The organism is Kaistella carnis (genome assembly GCF_003860585.1).
Lineage (GTDB): Bacteria > Bacteroidota > Bacteroidia > Flavobacteriales > Weeksellaceae > Kaistella > Kaistella carnis.
In genome coordinates this window covers 1,887,301-1,909,675 of the sequence record NZ_CP034159.1, presented here as the reverse complement: position 1 = coordinate 1,909,675, position 22,375 = coordinate 1,887,301, and the positions used below count along the sequence as shown (strand labels likewise).

General features: G+C 37.6%; 19 protein-coding genes and 1 other RNA gene. 12 read left to right on the top strand and 8 right to left on the bottom strand.

The window, feature by feature from the left end; all coding sequences use genetic code 11:
• The first annotated feature begins 72 nt into the window (after nt 1-72).
• The 3 genes from EIB73_RS08890 to EIB73_RS08880 all read left to right on the top strand — a co-directional run bounded on the left by EIB73_RS08890 (nt 73) and on the right by EIB73_RS08880 (nt 5,573).
• Nucleotides 73-2,568, top strand: a complete 2,496-nt coding sequence (locus EIB73_RS08890) for a heavy metal translocating P-type ATPase (protein WP_125024613.1) — start codon at nt 73-75, stop codon at nt 2,566-2,568.
• Nucleotides 2,569-2,578: 10 nt separating this feature from the next.
• A complete protein-coding gene (locus EIB73_RS08885; protein WP_125024611.1) occupies nt 2,579-3,061 on the top strand; it encodes a DUF305 domain-containing protein in 483 nt (160 codons plus the stop codon).
• 76 nt (nt 3,062-3,137) lie between these two features.
• A complete protein-coding gene (locus tag EIB73_RS08880; RefSeq protein WP_380219202.1) occupies nt 3,138-5,573 on the top strand; it encodes a multicopper oxidase domain-containing protein in 2,436 nt (811 codons plus the stop codon).
• A 48-nt stretch (nt 5,574-5,621) separates the two neighbouring features.
• Here the strand turns inward: EIB73_RS08880 and EIB73_RS08875 are convergent, their stop codons facing one another.
• A complete protein-coding gene (locus tag EIB73_RS08875) occupies nt 5,622-6,596 on the bottom strand; it encodes a phosphatidylserine decarboxylase (protein ID WP_125024608.1) in 975 nt (324 codons plus the stop codon).
• Between the two features lie 452 nt (nt 6,597-7,048).
• Here EIB73_RS08875 and sucC point away from each other — a divergent pair, with 452 nt between their 5' ends.
• Nucleotides 7,049-8,242 carry an ADP-forming succinate--CoA ligase subunit beta gene (gene sucC, locus EIB73_RS08870; RefSeq protein WP_125024606.1) on the top strand — a complete coding sequence of 398 codons (1,194 nt, stop codon included), beginning with the start codon at nt 7,049-7,051 and terminating at the stop codon, nt 8,240-8,242.
• Nucleotides 8,243-8,481: 239 nt separating this feature from the next.
• Here the strand turns inward: sucC and EIB73_RS08865 are convergent, their stop codons facing one another.
• Nucleotides 8,482-9,336: a mechanosensitive ion channel family protein gene (locus EIB73_RS08865; RefSeq protein ID WP_125024604.1), complete on the bottom strand. Its 855-nt coding sequence runs from the start codon at nt 9,334-9,336 to the stop codon at nt 8,482-8,484.
• 99 nt (nt 9,337-9,435) lie between these two features.
• Between EIB73_RS08865 and rnpB the strand changes: the two genes are divergently transcribed.
• Nucleotides 9,436-9,764, top strand: an RNA gene (gene rnpB / locus EIB73_RS08860) — RNase P RNA component class A.
• A 164-nt stretch (nt 9,765-9,928) separates the two neighbouring features.
• Here rnpB and EIB73_RS08855 read toward each other — a convergent pair.
• Nucleotides 9,929-10,798 carry a polyphosphate kinase 2 family protein gene (locus EIB73_RS08855; protein ID WP_125024602.1) on the bottom strand — a complete coding sequence of 290 codons (870 nt, stop codon included), beginning with the start codon at nt 10,796-10,798 and terminating at the stop codon, nt 9,929-9,931.
• A gap of 78 nt (nt 10,799-10,876) precedes the next feature.
• Nucleotides 10,877-11,335: a DUF1573 domain-containing protein gene (locus EIB73_RS08850; RefSeq protein WP_125024600.1), complete on the bottom strand. Its 459-nt coding sequence runs from the start codon at nt 11,333-11,335 to the stop codon at nt 10,877-10,879.
• A gap of 126 nt (nt 11,336-11,461) precedes the next feature.
• Between EIB73_RS08850 and EIB73_RS08845 the strand changes: the two genes are divergently transcribed.
• From EIB73_RS08845 to EIB73_RS08815, 7 genes are all read left to right on the top strand, one after another.
• Nucleotides 11,462-14,083, top strand: a complete 2,622-nt coding sequence (locus EIB73_RS08845) for a valine--tRNA ligase (protein WP_125024597.1) — start codon at nt 11,462-11,464, stop codon at nt 14,081-14,083.
• The gene (locus EIB73_RS08840) at nt 14,080-14,715 is read left to right on the top strand and encodes a DUF4241 domain-containing protein (protein ID WP_125024595.1); all 636 of its coding nucleotides are present in this window, start codon (nt 14,080-14,082) and stop codon (nt 14,713-14,715) included. Before EIB73_RS08845 ends, EIB73_RS08840 begins: the two co-directional genes overlap by 4 nt.
• 57 nt (nt 14,716-14,772) lie before the next feature.
• Nucleotides 14,773-15,666 carry a ribokinase gene (locus EIB73_RS08835; RefSeq protein WP_125024593.1) on the top strand — a complete coding sequence of 298 codons (894 nt, stop codon included), beginning with the start codon at nt 14,773-14,775 and terminating at the stop codon, nt 15,664-15,666.
• Nucleotides 15,667-15,763: 97 nt separating this feature from the next.
• Nucleotides 15,764-16,603, top strand: coding sequence for an alpha/beta hydrolase family protein (locus EIB73_RS08830; RefSeq protein WP_125024591.1), 840 nt, complete (start codon nt 15,764-15,766; stop codon nt 16,601-16,603).
• 62 nt (nt 16,604-16,665) lie between these two features.
• Nucleotides 16,666-17,235, top strand: coding sequence for a cob(I)yrinic acid a,c-diamide adenosyltransferase (locus EIB73_RS08825; protein WP_125024589.1), 570 nt, complete (start codon nt 16,666-16,668; stop codon nt 17,233-17,235).
• Nucleotides 17,225-17,878 carry a thiamine diphosphokinase gene (locus EIB73_RS08820; protein ID WP_125024587.1) on the top strand — a complete coding sequence of 218 codons (654 nt, stop codon included), beginning with the start codon at nt 17,225-17,227 and terminating at the stop codon, nt 17,876-17,878. Before EIB73_RS08825 ends, EIB73_RS08820 begins: the two co-directional genes overlap by 11 nt.
• A gap of 57 nt (nt 17,879-17,935) precedes the next feature.
• Entirely contained in the window at nt 17,936-19,327 is a 1,392-nt protein-coding gene (locus tag EIB73_RS08815) for a type III PLP-dependent enzyme domain-containing protein (RefSeq protein ID WP_125024585.1), read from the top strand.
• A 172-nt stretch (nt 19,328-19,499) separates the two neighbouring features.
• Here the strand turns inward: EIB73_RS08815 and EIB73_RS08810 are convergent, their stop codons facing one another.
• From EIB73_RS08810 to EIB73_RS08795, 4 genes are read right to left on the bottom strand one after another with little or no spacing between them, the layout of a single operon-like run.
• The gene (locus EIB73_RS08810; protein ID WP_125024583.1) at nt 19,500-20,159 is read right to left on the bottom strand and encodes an HAD family hydrolase; all 660 of its coding nucleotides are present in this window, start codon (nt 20,157-20,159) and stop codon (nt 19,500-19,502) included.
• 21 nt (nt 20,160-20,180) lie between these two features.
• Complete coding sequence (locus EIB73_RS15210) at nt 20,181-20,393, bottom strand: DUF5808 domain-containing protein (protein WP_125024581.1); 213 nt, start codon at nt 20,391-20,393, stop codon at nt 20,181-20,183.
• A 39-nt stretch (nt 20,394-20,432) separates the two neighbouring features.
• On the bottom strand, nt 20,433-21,785 hold the full coding sequence (locus EIB73_RS08800) for an alpha/beta hydrolase family protein (protein ID WP_125024579.1): 1,353 nt from the start codon (nt 21,783-21,785) through the stop codon (nt 20,433-20,435).
• Between the two features lie 10 nt (nt 21,786-21,795).
• Entirely contained in the window at nt 21,796-22,374 is a 579-nt protein-coding gene (locus EIB73_RS08795) for a YIP1 family protein (protein WP_125024577.1), read from the bottom strand.
• Between the last annotated feature and the right edge of the window lies 1 nt (nt 22,375).

Here is a 22,375-nt window from a genome sequence, read left to right as displayed (position 1 = left end):
TATAAATTTCTCATTGTTGGTCAGAAGGGTTTAAGGATTTCTTTCACGAGCAATTAATTTAAACATTTTTCAATGAAACACATTTATCATATCCATGGAATGACTTGTGGCGGTTGTCGGGGTCATGTAGAAAAAACACTCTCTAATATAGAAGGAGTTTCAAGCGTTTCTGTAGATTTAGAAAAAGCAGAAGCAAGCATCGAAATGGGTTCTCATATTCCCCTCGAAAAATTTCAGGAAGCTCTGAAAAAAGATGGTGATCAATATACCATTCATAATCCCGGTGAACATCACCATATTGAACCGAAACAAGAAAAACCGAAAGTAAAAGGAAACGGAACTTTCTACTGCCCAATGCACTGCGAGGGTGAGAAAACCTACGATAAAGCGGGTGATTGTCCGGTCTGCGGAATGGATTTGGTTGAAGAGCAAAAATTAAGCAACTCCAATTCGGAACAATGGACTTGTCCGATGCATCCGGAAATTATAAGAGATGAACCGGGAGCATGTCCGATTTGTGGGATGGATTTGGTGCCGATGCAGCCTGATATTTCCGCCGAAGAGAAAACCTATAAAAAATTATTAAGCAAACTATGGATTGCTGCAGCTTTTACGCTACCCATTTTTATAATGGCGATGAGTGAGATGATTCCAAACAATCCACTCTATAATTTGATGGAGCAAAAACACTGGAATTGGGTCCAGTTTGCTTTGTCGATTCCAGTTGTATTTTATGCAACCTGGATGTTTTTTGAACGTGCCTATAAAAGCATCAAGACGTGGAATCTCAATATGTTTACACTGATTGGAATTGGAGCTGGAGCAGCTTTTCTGTTCAGTGTTTTCGGAATGTTTTTTCCCGATATTTTCCCGGAACAATTTAAATCGCATACCGGAGCAGTTCACGTTTATTTTGAGGCTGCCACGGTGATTTTGACTTTAGTTTTATTAGGACAAGTGTTGGAAGCCAGAGCGCACAGTAAAACAAATTCCGCGGTTAAAGAATTATTAAAACTCGCCCCAAACAGAGCTATCAGAGTTAAAAACGGAGTTGAAGAAGAAGTAACAATCGAACAGATCGTGATCGGTGACATTCTCCGGGTAAAACCGGGTGAAAAAATTCCTGTCGATGGTGCAATTACAGAGGGTGAAACTTCTGTAGATGAATCAATGATCACAGGTGAACCAATTCCCGTAACCAAAACAATAGACGACCAAGTAAGCAGCGGAACCATCAACGGTAATCAATCCTTTTTAATGAAAGCCGAAAAAGTGGGGTCAGATACGTTACTTTCTCAAATTGTGGAAATGGTGAATAACGCCAGTCGCAGTCGTGCCCCAATCCAGAAATTAGCCGATACCGTTTCGGGTTATTTTGTGCCGATCGTGGTACTTGTTTCGATCATTACCTTTATAGTCTGGGCAGTTTTTGGGCCACAGCCAGTTTATGTTTATGCTTTTGTAAATGCGATTGCAGTGCTGATTATTGCCTGTCCATGTGCTTTAGGATTAGCAACACCAATGTCTGTAATGGTCGGTGTTGGCAAAGGTGCTCAAAATGGAGTATTGATAAAAAACGCGGAAGCTTTAGAAAAAATGGACAAGGTAGATACTTTGATCATCGATAAAACAGGAACCATCACGGAGGGAAAACCAACCGTTGAAAAAATAGGAGTTTTCGGAGATAACTTTACAGAAAAAGAAGTTTTACAGTTCATTGTTTCTTTGAATAAAATGAGTGAGCATCCCTTGGCAGATGCTACCGTAAAATATGGAAAAGAACAAAATATAGAAATTGTAAATGCTGAAAATTTCAGTGCAGTTACAGGCAAAGGTGTTGAAGGGAAAGTCAACGGCAAAAAAGTCGATTTGGGTAATGCCAAGATGATGGAATATGCCCAGGCTGAAATTACCTCTGAAATGGAAACTGAAGCCCAGAATTTTCAGAAACAGGGGAAAACAGTTTCGTACCTATCTGTAGAAGGAAAAGTTGCCGGATATGTCGTTATTGGTGACAAAATAAAACCGACCAGTGCAAAAGCAATTAAAGAATTAATGGAAAAGGGCATTGATGTCATCATGCTTACGGGTGACAATCATGATACTGCACAAGCGGTTGCAAAAGAACTCAATCTTGTCCATTTTAAAGCCGGAATGTTACCTGAAAATAAACTGCAGGAAGTAGAAAAACTTCAGCAAAGCGGGAAAATTGTAGCAATGGCAGGAGACGGAATTAATGATGCACCTGCTCTGGCAAAAAGTGATGTCGGTATCGCCATGGGAACCGGTACTGATGTTGCAATCGAAAGCGCAATGATCACATTGGTACAAGGCGATTTGCACGGAATCGTAAAAGCAAGAAACCTAAGTGATGCGGTGATGAAGAATATCAAACAGAACTTATTTTTCGCTTTAGGCTATAATATATTAGGAATCCCAATTGCAGCTGGCGTTTTATTTCCAGTTTTTGGAATCCTTTTATCACCCATGATTGCAGCGCTGGCGATGAGTTTCAGTTCCGTATCAGTAATCGGCAATTCATTACGTTTGAAAAACATTAAAATTTAAAAATAAAATAATGGATAATTCAATGGACCACTCAAAAAGTAACGTGTACACCAAATTTGTTTTAATGCTTGCTGCCTCATTTGTAGCGATGTACATTACCATGTATCTCAATACCTATGAACTGGATCATGTTTATTTCAGCATGACCAGATTTTATATGGTATGTCTTGGAATTTCTGCGATGGCTTTGATCATGTTCTTTTTTATGCGAAAAATGTACAAGAATAAGCAAAAAAACCTTGGAATAATAGTGGGAAGTGTAGGTTTGTTTTTCGCTGCGCTAGGTTTGGTTCGCGAGCAAAGTCCTGTCGTAGGTGATGTTTTTTGGATGAAAGGAATGATACCCCACCACTCAATCGCAATTTTAACAAGTGAAAGAGCGGATATTAAAGATCCTGAAGTAAAAAAATTAGCAGAAAGCATCATTTCTGCGCAGAGAAAAGAAATAGAAGAAATGAAAACAATGATAAAAAGATTAGAAAATGAAAAATAAGATACCCAACTTTTTCAAATTATGCACGCTCCTCTTTCTCGTCGTATCGGTTCAGGGGTTTTCTCAGGACCATACCATGCATGTGGAGAAAAAAGAGACCGCAAAAGAAGATGGCAATGGCAAAATTTCTTTTGGCGGTAAAACAGTTCGTTATGATCTTTACGTAAAAGACACGCTTGTTAATTTTAGCGGAAAACCCGCTAGAGCCATTTCGACGAATGGAAAATTGCAGGCACCAACTTTATATTTTAAAGAAGGCGACACGGCAGAAATTTATCTGCATAATCAATTGAAAGAAAACACAGGTCTTCACTGGCACGGCGTAATTCTTTCCAATGAAATGGATGGGGTTCCCTATTTAACTACGAAAGAAGTGAAACCTGGTGAAACGCATCTTTACAAATTCCGTATTTCCCAAAACGGAACCTATTGGTACCATTCTCATGAGGGAACTCAAGAGCAGATTGGAATGAATGGCATTTTGGTTTTCCAAAAAAGAGATGGTCAGCCCGACAAAAAATTCGATGCTGATATTCCGGTGCTTTTAGGAGAATGGACGGATGAGAATCCGAAACAAATTATGCGTCGTCTGCATATGGATCAGGGAGATTATTGGTCAGTAAAAAAAGGTACCGTTCAAAGTTATTCCGAGGCGGCGAAAGTCGGTCATTTCGGCACCAAACTTCTGAATGAATGGAAACGAATGGAAGCCATGGATGTGAGCGATGTTTACTACAATAATTTTCTCATCAATGGTAAAATCTCTTCGGATTATAAAAATCTGAAAGCCGGTGATAAAGTTCATCTGCGCGTTGTTAACGGTGGATCTTCGTCTTATTTCTGGTTAAATTATGGTGGCGGAAAATTCACTGTGATTGGCAATGACGGGAACGAAGTGGAACCCGTGGAGGTTGACCGATTGATTGTTGGCGTTTCTGAAACCTACGATATTGTAGTGACTATCCCCGAAAATAAAAGTTTTGAATTTCGTGCCACGTCGGAAGATAGGCAAGGTCACGCATCGCTATATTTAGGAGATGGAGAAAAAATTGGTGCACCAAATCTGCCAAAATTAATGCTTTTTGAAGGCATGAAAATGATGAACGGCATGATGGAAATGAGTGGTGATATGAAACCGATGACCATGACCATGGGGAATCAGATGATGGATATGAATGAAGTCATGTATCCTGAAATTCCAGAAAGTCAAAGGATGCAGACGATGAAGCATATGAATGAAATGATGGGAATGAAGGAGAAATCTTCAGACATGGAAATGGATCACAGCAAGATGGATCACGGAGCGATGGATATGAAAGCTGACATGAATAAAGATTCCAAGGAAAGAGATCACAGCAAAATGGATTACAGCGAAATGAAAATGGATGCTGACAAAGAAGTAGATCACAGTAAAATGGATCATAGCAAAATGGACATGAACTCTGATATGAAAATGAAAGATGATAAAATGGATCACAGCATGCATGATATAAGTTCCACTGACCAAAAAAGTATTAAACGCTTAAATTATAACATGCTCAAATCTCCCTTCAAAACAGTTTTGCCTGATGACAATGTAAAAGAATTAAATTTCACTTTGGAAGGAAATATGAGAAACTACCTGTGGACTTTGGATAATAAAACGGTAGCCGAAAGTGACAAAATTTTAATTAAAAAAGGTCAGGTCGTAAGAATTACACTGTATAATAATTCGATGATGCGTCATCCGATGCACCTTCACGGCCACGATTTTCGTTTGATAAATTCCAAAGGGGAATATTCGCCACTGAAAAATGTGGTCGATATGGCACCGATGGAAACCAACACCATCGAGTTTGCGGCGAATCAGGATGGCGATTGGTTTTTCCATTGTCACATCTTGTACCACATGATGGGCGGAATGGGAAAAGTTTTCGAGTATGAAAATTCAGCACCGAATCCGCAACTGCCAAATAAAGAAGCAGCTTACAGAAAATTTTTGAAAACGAATCAGATGATCAGTACTAAAGCGATGTTGGATGTTGCTTCTAATAAATTGCATTTTGAAAATATGACCATGGTTGGTGCAAGATGGATGAACGTTAATGAATTTCACAGCAACTACAAATTTGATCATTACGAAGGAAGTGTAAAAGTTGGCCGCTTTCTTGGGAAATACCAATGGGCAATGCCTTACGTCGGTTTCAGAACTCAGAAAACGCATGACCTGGCAAAAACCTGGTTTGGACAAAATGTAATGCCTGAGAATGAAAACGTAGCGATTGCGGGGATTCGGTACATTTTACCATTTTTGGTAACGGCCGATGCTAACGTTGATCACAATGGGAAAGTACGCCTGGAATTAGGCAGAGAAGGAATTCCGATCTCTCCAAGAATTCGCGGAAGTTTTGCCGTCAATTCTGATAAAGAATTTGATTTTGGACTAAAATATATAGTGCAAAAATGGGTTTCAATATCCACAAACTATGATAGTGAGTTTGGGTTTGGAGCTGGTTTGACGTTTATGTATTAAATTCTGCAATCTGCATTATTATCAGCCGTCTTAGCAATAAGGCGGCTTTTATTTTTTTATCGCAATCTGTTCACCCATTTTTATGGTCGTTTCTAGGCTGTTTGCTGTATTGGTCAATAAATCAGCATCAATTTTAATTTGATCTTTTTCAAACAACAGAACTACCGTAGAACCGCCAAATTTGAAATATCCTTTTTCTTGCCCTTTTTTTACTGTCGTACCCGAGTAGGTTTGAATCATGCTTCCAACCATTGTGGCGCCAACTTCTACCATGACGACATTGCCGAATAACGGAGTTTGAATGACGCCGTATTCCCGTTTATTGAGCCAAAATATTTCCGCTTTTTTACGAAGAGCCAAAGGATTGACGGAGAAGTAATCACCATCAATTTTAATATTTGAAGATGAGGTCATCCCACTTACCGGAAAATGATAGCGGTGATAATCGGGTGGCGCAAGGCGAAAAACAATCATCGAGCCGTCCTTGTATTTTTGAGCTAATTCGGTATTGTCCAAAAATGAGTCAACATTAAACCGAAAACCTTTGATATAAAAATCGGAACTGCTAACGTTCTCGTAGGCTAAGATTTTACCGTCGGCAGGAGAAGCTACTGCCAATGAATCTGAAACAATTGGTCTTGCTTCCGGTTTAAGCTGCCGAATAAAAAAATCGTTGAAACTTTTGAAGTTCTGTTTCTGAGCAATGGTAATATCTACGTCGTATTCTTTTACAAACGGCACGATCTTGTCGGCAGAGGCTGGCTTTTCCATTTGATCGCCGTACAGGGAAGTTACAATTTTGCGTTTTGCAATGGTCCATAAAGTCGCTTCGCCTACGGGATTATGATATAGCCAATCGAGCCATTTCTCACCATAAACATTTTCAGTTTTTACCTCTCCACTTTCTCTATCGATATATCTGATGGGTTTTTGTGGTGGAACAGGCAAAGCAGCAAGCACGAAAATTAGGGCTAAAATAAACCAGACGATTGTCCAATTTTTATTCGGTTTTGTAAATTTCATCGTATAAAATTACTTGTAGATCAATTTTTTTCAAATTTAGAGTTATTTTCTGTAAATAAAGATTCTTGGTCATCTTGCAATTATTCAAATTGCTTTGAGTGCCGAATACGTAAAACAGACAAGTCTACTTAGGAGAAACAAGTCGCGCCCCGGATTGAACGGCGTGTTTGAGCTCTCCCGAGGCATTTGCTCGGGAAGCGAGTAGTGAAAGCCGGAATTGTGCGCCCAAATAAAAATAATAAAAAGGCCTTTTAATGTAGTCAATTGTGCGCCAAAAAAAATAGAGACAGTGCCTGTGGAGGAAATCACTCGTGCAACCAAAATGAACTTTTTCCAAAGCTGAACTCGAACTTATGTATATAACTAAAAAAAAAGAATTTGCGGTCCGTATGTATGCAAATTTTCTTAAATTTGTAAATCTTAAAAAAAAATAAATATCTAATTTACATAATATGAATCTTCACGAGTACCAATCGAAAGAAATTTTGGCAAAATACGGCGTAAACATCCAAAGAGGTTTTATCGCAAATAATGTTGACGAAGCTGAAGCTGCAGCAAAAAAGTTAACAGAAATGAACGGAAATGAAGGCTGGGTTGTTAAAGCACAGGTTCACGCAGGTGGACGTGGTAAAGGCGGCGGCGTTAAGTTTTCTCCGAACATGGAAAAACTGAAAGAAAATGCTGGAAACATTATCGGAATGCAGTTGGTTACTCCACAAACTTCTGCCGAAGGGAAAAAAGTAAATTTCGTTTTGGTGGCTGAAGATGTTTATTATCCAGGGGAAACTGAAACCAAAGAGTTTTATGTTTCTATCCTTTTAGACAGAGCGCAAGGGAAAAATATGATCGTTTATTCTACGGAAGGTGGAATGGATATTGAGCACGTTGCAGAAGTAACTCCTCACTTAATTCATAATGAAGTTGTAGATCCTGCTGTGGGATTGCAAGGTTTCCAGGCAAGAAAAATCGCTTTCAACTTAGGTTTAGAAGGTGCTGCTCACAAAGATTTCGTAAAATTTATTGGAAACCTTTACAACGCTTATGTTGGAATTGATGCAAATCTTTTTGAAATCAACCCGGTTTTAAAAACTTCTGACAATAAAATTATCGCTGTTGATGCTAAAGTTTCTTTAGATGACAACGCCTTGTTCCGTCACAAAGATTTGGCTGAATTAAGAGATACAAGAGAAGAAGATCCTACTGATGTTGAAGCTGGAGAAGCTGGTTTGAACTTCGTGAAATTGGATGGTGACGTTGCCTGTATGGTAAACGGTGCTGGTCTTGCGATGGCAACTATGGATATCATTAAATTATCTGGGGGTAACCCAGCGAATTTCTTAGATGTTGGTGGTACGGCTGATGCGGAAAGAGTTCAGAAAGCTTTCGGAATTATCTTGAAAGATCCAAATGTAAAAGCAATTTTGATTAACATCTTCGGAGGAATCGTACGTTGCGACCGTGTTGCTCAAGGGATCGTAGATGCTTACAAAGCGATGGGAAGTCTTCCTGTTCCATTGATCGTGAGATTGCAGGGAACCAATGCAGTAGAAGCAAAACAATTAATTGATGATTCTGGTTTACCGGTTCATTCTGTAATTACTTTGGATGAAGCTGCTAAAAAAGTAAAAGAAGTTTTAGGTCACTAAGATTTTCATAATATAAAAGAAAAACCGCTCAATTTATTGGGCGGTTTTTTTATTTATTTTCAGGAGCCGAATCTAACATGAAATTGATCCTTACCTTGTAAAATGATTCTATATTTTTTCTTCTGTTTCGTAGTCAAAAAAAGGATTTCGCTGTGATTATGGCCAATCACCATGCTAATTTTCTAACTAGATCTGATTGGAGAAATACCTTTTATACTTTGATGATACTAATCCTCATCTTATTCTGCGCCCACTTTATTCAGAACCTGAGGAGCAAGATCAGCCTGTGTCGCCAATAGAATTCCCTCACTTTCCAATTTGGCTTTTAGACGGATGAGTGCATCGGATTTTACCTTATTAATGCTGGCCCCGCTTTTCATAAAAAATCTTGCCTGCATATAAAAAATACCAAATGATTGTTTTTGAATAAATACTTGAGCGTCATCAACATGGTCAGCAAATTCAAAAGTTTTAATCTCATTCAAAATTAAATCGCTGACTTTTTCCAGATCCTGATTATTTGAAATTTGGATATCAAGAAAAACCTTCCGCTGTCCCGAAGCAGAATAGTTGGTGAAGGGCGCACTGAAAATCAATTGATTTGGAACGTGTACTTTTTTACCTTCATCGGTGATTATTTTAGTAGTCAGAAAATCGATGCTTTCAACCGTTCCGGACACGTCTTTAATAGTGATGTAATCGCCCACAGCAAAAGCTTTATCTACACTGATCAATGCTCCGGAAAACATAGAGGAAACCAAATCTTTTAAAGCCACCCCGGCAATCACCCCGGCAACTCCCAGACTTCCGATAAACTTTAAAACAAAGCCGCCCATTCCCATGATTTCCAGAGAAATGAAGGCTCCGGATAAAATGATGAGAAATTTAAAAACTTTAATTAAAGTAACGATCGAAGTGTTTTTACTTTTCGGAAAGAACCGATGCCATATTTTTACAGAGACTTTACTTAAAAAAGTACTCAGAGTTAAAAAAAGAAGGAAGACCAGGATCCCTACCGCAAGTCTAGGCGTTGCTTCTGCAAATCCCCTGTACCACTTGTTCAGGACACTCATTATCGTTTCGTAGTAGTTCATAAGTCAAATATATCAATAAATTAAGTTCTCTTCATAGCAAAATTCTTTCCAAAAAATTAAAGTGCTTAAATTTTCAAGTTTATGTATCTTTGTGGCCCACAAGAAAAACGGCCTGTTGATTCCAAATTCGTTTGGGGTAGGAAAGTCCGGACACCATAGAGCAGCAAAGCGGATAACATCCGTCGGTCGTGAGATCAGGACCAGTGCAACAGAAAGTATGTATATTAATTTATAGTGAAACCAGGTAAACTCTTTGCGGTGCAATGTTAAGTATATCGGATTTCTCGATTCGTTGAGATAGGAGTGGCTCGCTCCAAAAACCGAGGGGTAAACAGCTCAAGTTTTGCAGCAATGTAAAGCGTAGATAAATAACAGGCATTTTGGTTTCGGCCAATTTACAGAATCCGGCTTATAGTTTCTCTTGTGGGTTTTTAAAATAATTTTCAGACGACCCTCAAACCAAAAAATCTTCCAAAATTTAATTTGAAAGACTTTGAGGATTTATATATTGTTTAAAAGGATTCCTGTATTTTGGCAAAATTCAAAATTCAAAATTCAAAATTCAAAATTCAAAATTCAAAATTCACCATTCCTAGTCCTTCTCCAATTCTTCTTTCGCCGCTTCCAATCCTTTCATCGCAGTGTCGGAGAGTGTCGGGAATTTTAAATCCATTTTTTCCAGCGCATCAATGATGATCTGTATTGCTGAGACCCGCGCAAACCATTTATGATCAGCCGGAATCACATACCAAGGTGCGTGATCTTTTGACGTTTCATTAATTGCCTTTTCATAAGCATCCATATATTCGTCCCATAAGGCACGTTCGGGCAAGTCACCGACGGAGAATTTCCAGTTTTTTTCAGGCTCGTTGATGCGGTCCAGAAATCTCTTTTTTTGCTCCTCTCGGGAAACATTCAGAAATATTTTGATAATGGTTGTGCCATTATCAGCCAAGTGTTTCTCGAAGTTGCGGATACTTTCGTAGCGGTTGTCCCAAAACTCCTCATCGAAATCTTTTACAGAATCCCAAACTTTTTCATTTAAATTATATTCGGGATGTACTTTACACACCAATACGCTTTCATAATGACTGCGGTTAAAAATCCCAATTTTCCCTTTCGCTGGTAAAGCGAGATAATGTCTCCACAAGAAATCGTGGGAATATTCTCTGTCACTCGGCGTTTTAAAACTGTGGACTTCGCAACCTTGGGGATTTACGCCACCGAAAACGTGCTCAATTAAAGAATCTTTTCCTGCAGCGTCCATGGCCTGCAGAACGATGAGTAAAGATTTGCTTCCATCCGCATACAGTTTTTCCTGTAAATCACGAAGTTTTTCCTGTTCCTTCTTCAGCATCTCATTGCCTTCACTTTTTTCCAGTTTTCCCTGGTATTCGGTGTCGGCCTTTTTCATTGAAAACTTTCCTTTTACAATAAAATTATCTGTGAAATCTAAATCCATCGTTTTAATATTTCTACTAAAATAAAAAAATCATTTCAATACTGAAATGATTTTAAGGTTTTTGTGATAAAAGGATCTCTATAGAGATTCCATTTTTCTGGCTTTTTGAGCTGGAGCAACTTTAGTTGCTTTCACTGCTGCAGTTTCTTTTACTTCAGCTGCTGCCGGGGCACTCGCATCAACGTTTCCTTTAATGTTGATTACAGATCTGCTGTTTTCCGGATCATTAGAATATACTTCTATAATTTTAGTAAAAGGACCCACCAATGTTGTATTATAACCTACTTTTAATTGAGCAGTTTTTCCGGGCATAATAGGTTCTTGGCTCCATTCTGGGGTTGTACATCCACATGCTGCCTGAACTTTTGAAATAATAAGAGGCTTATCGCCCGTATTTTTAACGGTAAAAAAACGATGTCCATCTGCTCCAACTTTTACAGTTCCATAGTCGAAAGTTGTTTTATCAAATGAAATTGTTTGAGCGGAAGCAAAAGCAAAAGAACCGGCTAAAAATAGGCCTGCGAAAATCTTTTTCATATTTTTTTTATTTTAATAATTGTTGATTTGATGAAAAGTAACAGGCAAAGTTAAAAATTATTTTATTAGTAAGGTCAATTTTTTTTATTTCCCTATTTTTGCACCTATTAAGCCTAAGAAAAGATTATGCAGATTTCAGAAAAATATTCGCCGCAAGAAACCGAACAGAAATGGTATCAGTATTGGCTCGAAAATAATTACTTTCATTCTGAGCCGAATGAAAAACCGCCTTATACCATTGTAATTCCACCACCAAACGTGACTGGGATTCTTCATATGGGGCACATGCTAAACAATACCATTCAGGATATTTTGGTTCGCAGAGCAAGAATGCAGGGATTTAATGCATGTTGGGTTCCGGGAACAGATCATGCTTCGATTGCGACGGAAGCCAAAGTAGTGGCGAAACTGAAAGAAGAAGGAATTAATAAGACAGATATTACGCGTGAAGAGTTTTTGAAACACGCGTGGGACTGGACTGACAAATATGGCGGAACCATTTTGGAGCAGTTAAAAAAATTAGGGTGTTCATGTGACTGGGACCGTACCCGTTTCACCATGGAGCCGAAACTTTCTCAACAAGTCGTTAAATCCTTCGTTGATTTATATAATAAAGGCCTTATATACCGCGGTTATCGTATGGTCAATTGGGATCCTGAAGCTAAAACCAATATCTCTGATGAAGAGGTCATCTTCAAAGAGCAAAACGGAAAACTGTATTATTTAAAATATAAGATTGAAGGAACTGAAGAGTTTCTATCTGTTGCGACAACCCGTCCGGAAACGATCTTTGGTGATACTGCCGTTTGTATCAATCCAAATGATGAGCGATATGCGCATTTAAAAGGAAAGAATGTTATTGTTCCTATCGTAAATCGTATGATCCCAATTATTGAAGATGATTATGTTGATATTGAATTCGGAACTGGTGCTTTAAAAATTACGCCGGCTCACGATACCAATGATTATGAAATCGGAAAGCGTCATAACTTACAGATGATTGATTCTTTGGATGATGATGCGAATTTGAATGAACACGGTCTACATTACGTAGGTAAAAATAGATTCGTTGTTCGTAAAGAAATCGTAAAAGAATTAGAGCAAAATGATCTTTTGTTAAAAGCAGAAGATTACGTAAATAAAGTAGGGACATCTGAGAGAACTGGCGCAGTTATCGAACCTAAAGTCTCGGTTCAGTGGTTTTTGAAAATGTCTGAAATGGCAAAACCTGCATTGGATGTTGTCATGAATGATGAGGTGAAATTCCACCCCGAGAAATTCAAAAACACCTATAAACACTGGATGGAAAACATCCGCGACTGGAATATTTCCAGACAGTTATGGTGGGGCCAACAGATCCCGGCTTTCTTTTATGGTGAAGGACAGGATGATTTCGTTGTAGCAGAAACCATAGAAGAAGCTTTGACTTTAGCTCAACAAAAAAGTGGAAATCAAAATCTGACTTTAGAAAATTTAAAGCAAGACGAAGACGCACTCGATACCTGGTTCTCTTCCTGGTTGTGGCCAATGTCTGTTTTTGATGGAATTACCGATCGAGAAAATAAAGATATTAATTATTATTATCCAACCTCAGATTTGGTTACTGGTCCGGATATTATCTTTTTCTGGGTGGCCCGTATGATTATGGCGGGAATCGAATACAGAAACGAAGTTCCGTTTAAAAATGTTTATTTCACCGGAATTGTTCGTGATAAACAAAGACGTAAAATGTCCAAATCACTCGGTAATTCTCCGGATCCGATTGAGTTGATGGAGAAATATGGAGCAGATGGCGTTCGTGTTGGAATCCTCTTAAGTTCTGCGGCTGGAAACGATTTGTTGTTTGATGAAGAATTAATGTTGCAGGGACGTAATTTTGCGACAAAAATATGGAACTCCAATAAGTTAATTCAAGGCTGGAAAAAAGACGATGCTATAAAAGCCAATGAAGCTGATCAACAGGCGATTGACTGGTTCGGAAAGCAAATGGATAAAACCATTATCGAAATTGCAGATCAGTTTGAAAAATTCCGTATTTCCGATGCTTTACATTTGTTGTATAAACTCATCTGGGACGATTTCTGTTCTTGGTATCTGGAAGCCATTAAACCAAATTATGGGGAAGCAATTTCTACAGAAGTGTACAATCAAACCATTCAGTACTTTGAGGAGTTAATGAAATTACTGCATCCATTTATGCCGTTTTTATCGGAAGAGTTATGGCAGAATATTTCTGAAAGATCAGTAGAAGAAGCTTTGGTTATTGCACAGCAAAGAAAGGCTACTGATTATGACCACGATTTAATCAAGAATTTTGATGTTTCAAAAGAGTTGATTTCAGGCGTTCGAAATTACCGCCAAAGCAAAGGAATTTCTCCACGTGAAAGTGTAGAGGTTTACACCAATGCAACAGCTTTTGATAATGAAAATTTAGTTCGGAAACTGGCGAATATTGATCAGATCCACTTTGCCGAGAAAACAGATAAACCAACCTTTTCCTTCTTGATTGGGGGAACTGAAGTTTCTATTCCTTTGAGTGAAAACTTAGATTTAGGCGAAGAAAAAATAAAAACTGAAGAAGAGATTAAATATTTAAAAGGTTTTCTGATTTCAGTGGAGAAAAAATTATCCAATGAGAAATTCATGGCCGGCGCACCACAGCAGGTAGTAGATATTGAATTGAAAAAGAAAAAAGACGCGCAGGACAAATTGATCCTGCTCGAAGAAAAACTGAAAACCTTATCATGAATCACCTTGAAAATATAAAGAAGCTTTTTACAAAGAATTTTGTTGAAAGTCCTTTGATTGAAACTTTTGAAGCGGGAAATATTCATTTGTCAACCGGTAAACTGGTAGCCTGCGATCCTTTGATTACAAGTGAGATGCCCAAATTTTCAACGCTTTTTCCCATTGGTGATTTCCAAGTTTTGGTTCATAAAGAAAGAGAAAGCAACTGTATCGCCTACGTTGAAATTGTTTTTAGTGAGGCTGCGATAACCGACTGGAAAATGGCGACGTTGGAAGGTCAGGATATCGATGATCTTGAAGAAGGCGAAATTTATGGTTATCCGGTAGAAAGCGGCATGGGCTGTTTTATGGATTTAGAAACGCAGGAATGTTTAAACCATTTAGAAAAACAATTGTTTCATCGAAAAGGCGCAGATTTTCTGGGTATTTATGAAGAGTTCTTCCATGAACATTTCTTTCAGGAAGAAGGCGCCATCAATCAATTTGCTTTTTTAGAGCCGAAAGAAGACCATAAGGGAAATATTTTCGCTTTTGAAACAGGATATGGTGAAGGATTTTATGCCAGTTATATCGGCTTTGACAAAAATAATAATGCCGTAAAAGTAGTTTCTGAGTTCATCGAAATTAATTAGGAGAAAGATTTCCCAATCCTACATATTTAAGTACATTTGACTGATAAGTTTTAAAAAATGAATATTACTAGCGAGCAACCAAAGATTATTGTAATTGGCAGTTCTTCTATCGATTTAGTTTTAAATACGACGAATCCGCCCCAGCCAAATGAAACCGTTATGGCGGAAAAGTCTGAAAGTTTTTTTGGTGGCAAAGGAGCCAATCAAGCTGTAGCAACATCGCGGTTAGGAGCAAGCGTTTACTTTATCGGTGCGGTTGGTATGGATCCTTTTGGACAGCAAATTTTACGTAATCTTGTAGATGAAGGCGTAAATGTTGGCTATGTCGTGGAAACGGAAGAGGCAGCAACAGGTACGGCTTATGTAGTGGCAGCAAAAGGAGTGAATTCAATTGTTGTCGTTCCGGCTTCTAATTATTGTCTAAAACCCAAACACGTTGCAGAAGCCGAAAAGTTCTTTGCGACGGCTGACTTAATTTTAATTCAACTGGAAATCCCAATGGATGTGGTGGAATATTCCTCCCAACTGGCAAAAAGTAATGGCAAAAAACTAGGGATTTACGCCTCACCCGCCAAAAAGCTGTCCGATGAAGTGATAGAAAATGCTACTTTCATCGTCGCTAAGAGTAATGAGCTTTCCATAATTTTTGGGGATATGCCACGTGAGGAAATTTTAAGAAAATATCCAAACAAATTATTTGTTCGCGATGATACCAATTCTACCACTTATTTCAATGGTACTGAAATGAAATATTACCGCAACGACCATGATTCTGTATTACACAAAATGGGCATGGGTGACGCTTTTACCTCTGGATTTGCTGTCGCACTTTGTCATGGAAACAGTATTGATGACTGCGTGAAATTTGGAAATGACGTCTCTTTGAAAGTAACCAAGAATCGAGGTTCTCAAAGCGGATTGCCTTATTTAAAAGACTTTGAAATAAAATAAATAGTATTCATTACCTATCATTTTTACTTCTACATTTCTTAAAAATGTTTAATTTTAAAAAAATAATTCCACTTATTTAAAGTGGATTTTTTATTAAATGAAAGAACTGATTTTAAAAACACCTGATCATTTTCCACTTTCCGTGAAGATTTTCGAACCAGAAATTTCAAATGGAAAACTCTTGCTCATCAACTCCGCCACAGGAGTGAAACAACAGATTTATTTTTCTTTTGCCAAATATTTAGCGGAAAAAGGCTTTACCGTGATCACCTACGATTATCGTGGAATTGGGGAGTCGAAGCCAAAGAAAATGAATGGCTTCAAAGCGAGTATGCGAATTTGGGGAACTGTAGATTTTAAAACGGTCACTACTTTTATTAAAAAAGAATATGTTGGATTTGATCAATTCTGTCTGGGACATTCGGTGGGTGCGCTAATTCTTGGAATGAATGCGGATTCACAAATTTTTAAAAAATTTATTTTCGTTGCAACGCAAGATGCTTATTTGGGGAATCTGAATTTTAAAGTCGCAGTTGCAGGTTTACTCGGTTTTGGAATCGCGCTTCCGATCATGACTCATTTCCTGGGCTATTTTCCGGCAAACCGTTTTGGCTTAGGTGAATCTTTGCCAAAAGGCGTGGCTTTTGACTGGCAGACTTTAATTTTAAATAAAAAATCCACAAAAAGGCTCTACGAAACCAATGAGGCTGATTTTTCAAAAAATCTGTATCAACCTACGTTTATCATTCATGCCGAAGATGATTCCTGGGTTACCCAAAAAGGAATGCGGAATTTAATGAAAACAACATATCCCCATTTGAAAACAACCTATCGGGAAGTTAAAATTTCAGAATCCGATAAAAGCGAAATTGGTCATGTGAATTTTTTCAGATCTTTTAACAGAGGTCTTTGGAAAATTGTTTTGGAACAACTCTAAGCCAGTCATTTAGAAATTAGCAGAAAAACCTTAAATTTACCCAACAGCTAAATCAGCACAGTATGAAAATATATACCAAGACCGGCGACAAAGGGGAAACGGCACTTTACGGTGGAACCCGAGTTTCCAAAGCCTCTGCCCGAGTTGAATCTTACGGGACCATCGATGAATTAAACGCATTTATAGGCGTCGCGAAAAGTGAAATTAAAGACGAACAGGTTTTAAATCAATTGAAGAAAATACAGTTTGATTTATTCACTCTGGGTTCAGAATCCGCGACACCAACAGATAAATTAACTTTAGCAAACGGAAAATCCCGCTTGGCTTTAATGATTACAGATACTGAAATCGAAGAGCTCGAGCATTGGATGGATGATTTTGAGAAAGAGTTGGAACCGTTGCAATACTTTATTTTGCCGGGTGGCGGAAGATCTGCGACCTCACTTCATGTGTGCAGAACGGTTTGTCGACGCGCAGAACGCAGTTTGGTTTTCCTCAATGAATCTGAAGAAGTGCGGCCGGAATTGATTAAATACCTGAACCGACTTTCCGATTATCTATTTGTTTTGGCTCGTTATGTTTCAAAATTAAATGGGGAATCTGAAGAATACTGGAATCCAAATGACCGATAAAGCCCTTTTATTCATCAATGGAATTCCACCAAAAAACCTACCCGAAATTACTGAATATTCTTTGATTGCCTGTTCAGACGGTGCGTTTCATTATTTAAAGGAACAGAATTTCCCAGTGGAGCGCCTCGATTTTATCTCCGGTGATTTTGATTCGCATTCCGGTAATGATGAAAATATTTATGGAAATAAATTCATCTACACGCCGGATCAGGATAAAACAGATTTTCAAAAGTCTTTAGAAATTATAAAAGAAAAAGGATATAAAACCATCGATGTGTACGGCGGAAGTGGCGGCGAAATGGATCATTTCTTGGGAAATCTAACGGTTGCTTTTTTATTTAAAGAAGACTTGAAAATTACGTTCTTTGATGATTATTCGCAGTATTATTTTGCACCGAAAAAAGTAGTTTTAAACGGCATCAAAAATCAGCTGATTTCACTTTATCCGTTCCCTGTCGCAAAAGATGTAACTACAACCGGTTTAAATTGGCCATTAAATAAGGAAACTTTAAACATTACCACCAGAATTGGAACCCGAAACTTTGCCAAAGAAGATACGGTTACTATTGAATTTCAAAGTGGAGACTTGATTATTTTTACAGGCAATAAAGATTCTGAGAATTTTAACGGAATTTTAAAATAAATACTCAACTTTTTTTACCAACTTTGCACTTTTATAACAGTAAAATTTCAGCACCTAATGAAAATTAAATATTCAGAGCTCATCGACCAAACTTTGTATTTTCCGACCGAAGAATTCAGCGTCACCGAAAATACACTTCAATTTCATGATATACCGCTCATGGAGGTGGTAGAAAAGTTTGGGACCCCTTTGAAATTTAATTATCTGCCGAAAATTTCTATGAATATTCAGCGGGCAAAAGCCTGGTTCAAAGAAGCTTTTGAAATCAATGATTACAAAAAGGATTACAGATATTGCTATTGCACCAAATCAAGCCATTTCGCTTTTGTATTAGAAGAAGCTTTGAAGAATGATATTTCCCTTGAAACCTCGTCTGCGTATGATATCGACATCGTAAAATCTCTTTATGAAAAAGGGAAATTCGATAAAACGGTTGAAGTAATTTGCAACGGTTTTAAAACGGATGATTATTTAGCAAAGATTTCCGATTTGATCAACCACGGTTTTCAAAATATAACTCCGATTCTGGATAACTATAGAGAACTTGATAAACTCACGGAAAGTATTGATACCAATTTTAATATTGGAATTAGAATCGCTTCCGAAGAGGAACCTAAATTTGAATTTTATACATCTCGATTAGGGATTGGGTACAAAGATATTATTCCATATTACAGCCAGAAAATTGCAGATCATCCGAATGCGCGATTGAAAATGCTGCACTTTTTCATTAATACCGGAATTAAAGATACCGCTTATTACTGGAATGAATTATATAAATGTTTACGCGTTTACGCCCGTTTGAAAAAAATCGCTCCGGAAGTTGATTCCCTCAATATTGGTGGTGGTTTCCCTATTAAAACTTCTTTGAATTTCGATTACGATTACCAATATATGGTCAACGAAATCGTGTCTCAAATCAAAAAATTCTGTGAAGAAGAAGGCGTGGAAGAACCAAACATTTACACCGAATTCGGTAGTTTTACGGTTGGTGAAAGTGGCGGTCACCTTTATAAAATTATCTCTCAGAAACGTCAGAATGACCGTGAAAAATGGAACATGATCGATTCTTCTTTCATGACCACTTTACCAGACACCTGGGCGATTTCACGCAAGTTCATCATGCTTCCGCTTAACCGTTGGGAAGATACATATGAACGCGTTTTCTTAGGTGGTTTGACTTGTGATTCCGATGACTATTACAATTCTGAGCAGCATACCAACGCGATTTATTTACCGGTTTTCAGCGATACAAAGCCGCTCTATATTGGCTTTTTCAATACGGGCGCTTACCAGGAAACCATTGGTGGTTACGGCGGAGTTCACCACTGTTTGATGCCGCAGCCGAAACATATTTTGATCGATAAAGACGAAGAAGGAAACTTTACATATACCGTTTTCCGGGAAGAACAAAAACCGGAAGATGTCTTAAAATTACTAGGATATTAAACTGAATAAGGAGCAACAAAAACGTTGCTCCTTTTTTATTTGCGGTCCCGCTGTCCACTATATCCCGCCAAGGCGGGGATGCCGTTCCCATCGGGGCTAGAATAACGTTTAGGATTCTTTTCAAATGATACTTCTACAAAATACTTTTCGACGCTCGCTTCGCTCGCGCCCCTCAAAAATATTTTTCTACTTTCTGAAACTCAATCTCCGAAAAGTCTGAAATGACCAGATTCGCTTTCTCATAATTCTGGCCAACAGAATGTTCACTTTTATAAGCTGTACAGAAAATCGCCGCAGAATGAGCGGCGATAATTCCGTTTGTAGAATCTTCGATAACCATACAGTTTTCCTTTGATTCATCAGCAATTTCAGACGCTAAAAGAAAAATTTCCGGATGAGGTTTAGATTCTTTTAAATCTGCGCCACTAATTTTCCCAATGAAATATTTTTCCAGATCAAATTTCTCAAAAACCATATCAATCGTAACCATGCTTGCAGAAGAAGCCAAAACGAGTTTAATGTTATTATCAAAATAATTTTCAATCAAACTTTTAACTCCCGGAAGTAAATTAAAATCTTCGTCATTATAAAAAAAGTGTCTGAAATACTTTCTCTTAATTAGCGCCAACTCTTCATGCGATTGCCTTAACTGAAATTTTTCGATTAAAGTAGTGCAAACTTTCTTAGTCGATGCTCCGGTAAACGAAGTATACAATTCTTCGGAAACTTCAATTTCCAAATCATCGAACGTGCTGAAATAGGCTTTGCGATGGAGTGGCTCGGTGTCAACGATGACACCGTCCATATCGAATAGCACTGCTTTTAATGGCATAAATATTTAGTTAAAGGTGGATTAGTTTCGGAGTACATAAAAAATTGCTAGCATAGCACCGATTAAAATTAAATATGCAAAAATAGAATAAGGATTTGCAAAATTGATCGTCCAGCCTAAGTATTTAAATCTTTTAGGTGGAAATGATCGCTGATCATTTTTGTTGAAGTAGAAAAGCCCTAAAATCCAATGATCTGGATTGTTAACGTCTCCTATATTGCTGTTAGTTTTCATAAATGTTGAACTGGTTTTTATTAAAGAAATCTTTTAGAATCATTTTAATGCTAAAATCCACGAACTGATTTTGTCCAAAACTTTAGGTGAAAAGGTTTCCTCGATTTGTCCGTATTCAGATGGATTGCCTGTTGTAGCCGTTTGGAAAAGATGATTTAGACCTTCAAATTCCAGGACTTCAAACTTTTTATTTCCTGCTTTTATTAAAGATTTTTTAATTCCTGCTAAATTTTCTTTTGCCGAAACCTGCATATCCAAACTTCCGTCTACTGCCAAAACTGGGATTTTAACTTTGGATAAATAATCATCCGGATTAAACTTGATGAAATACAGAAACCACTCCGACGACATTTGAGCGATGTAAGGTTCTCTTTCCTGCGCTGTCATTTTAGGGAAATGTTCTTCCAGATATTTAGTAAAGTCTGTTTTGAAATCTTTTCCTTTATAGTTTTTTGCGTACGAAAATGTTTTCGATTTTATCGCCAATACGTCATCAATCGCGGCTTGTGGTAAATTTGTAATTTCTGCCAGTTTTTTATTTTGATCCAAAACCAGGTCCAGAATTGGAATTCCGGGGGCGGCAAGAAGAACTAAAAATTTTACATTTTTATTCAGATCTGCAACCATCGGCGCAATCATTCCACCTTCCGAATGACCGATTAATCCAATGTTTTTGTAACCGTTTTTTACGAGATAGTTCACGGCTGAATTTATATCTGTCGCAAAATCTTCTGAGGTGGCACCTTCTTTTCCTTTTTCTGATCCGCCAATTCCGCGGTCGTCCAAACGTAAAGTGGCAATTCCTTTTTTAGCCAAATCATCTGCAATGACTAAAAATGGTTTATGCTCGAACATTTCTTCATTTCGATCCTGTGCACCACTTCCGGTAATCATTACTAAAATCGGTTGGTTTTTATTGAAGTTTTTAGGAGTAGCCAGTGTTCCCGCAAGTAGATTTCCCTCCGTTTCATTTTTAAGAGTGACGTCATCGCTGTTGTAACTAAAAGGTGGTTTGGGAGTCTGCGGCCGGCTGACAGTTGTTGTTTCTGCGTTTCTTGTAAGAATCAAAGGAAAGTTCATTCCGCTTTGGGAAAAAATTCCGTAAATTTTTTGAGTGTTTAATTTACCACTAAAAGTAATTCCTAAGTTAGAAGCATTAAACGTCAATTCGTTATTTTCAAATAAAGTTTTCTGAATCGGAATTCCTTTTGCTCCCTGTGTTGGACTGTCAAAGGTTGATTTTAAATCATTTCCTTCTTTTTCGATATGAAATACCAAAGGCAGTTTTTGTCCCTGAACATCTAGGGTTCCGTACCAAGACCCCGTAATATTTTGGGAGAAAAGATTTTGGAACATTAGTAATAATGCAATGAAGACGAATTTTGTTTTCATGACGATTTTATTAAAGGTTATTAATAAGGACTTTAGAAAGTACTTCGGCAATAATCAAGGCGATTGCGAAATAAATATAGTATTGCCATTTTTTCAGATTTGTTGCCGTTCTGAATCCATTAACCAAAAGTACGATGGCATAAATCAAAAAGATCATTAAAATTGAAGAAACTGCCATAATGGAAATAAGTTCCATGGTGTCAAATTTTAAATTTTCTAAATGATCTTTATTATTTAAAACTTGTTCCGATATCTTATCGAAAAGAGGAAGACTGATTAAAGTACTTGAAATGTAAATCGGAATTCTGTAAATCAGCGAAATATTAATTATATCGATGAATCGAGTTTTTGGATAAATCACTTTTCCTAAAATAACCAACAGAACGAAAATCGTCAAAATATTTATGGCGTTTTCTTTTAATGAATTTATAAAAGTATTCGGCGAAGAATGTGCATCAAAAATACCATCATAAGTTGCCGAAAAGTATTTCCCAATAAGACTTCCAGCGATTACAGACAGAACTCCGATAATCAGTAAATTTCTTTCGGAGAATTTTAAAAACGGGTTGAAAATATATTTCCAGTTCATT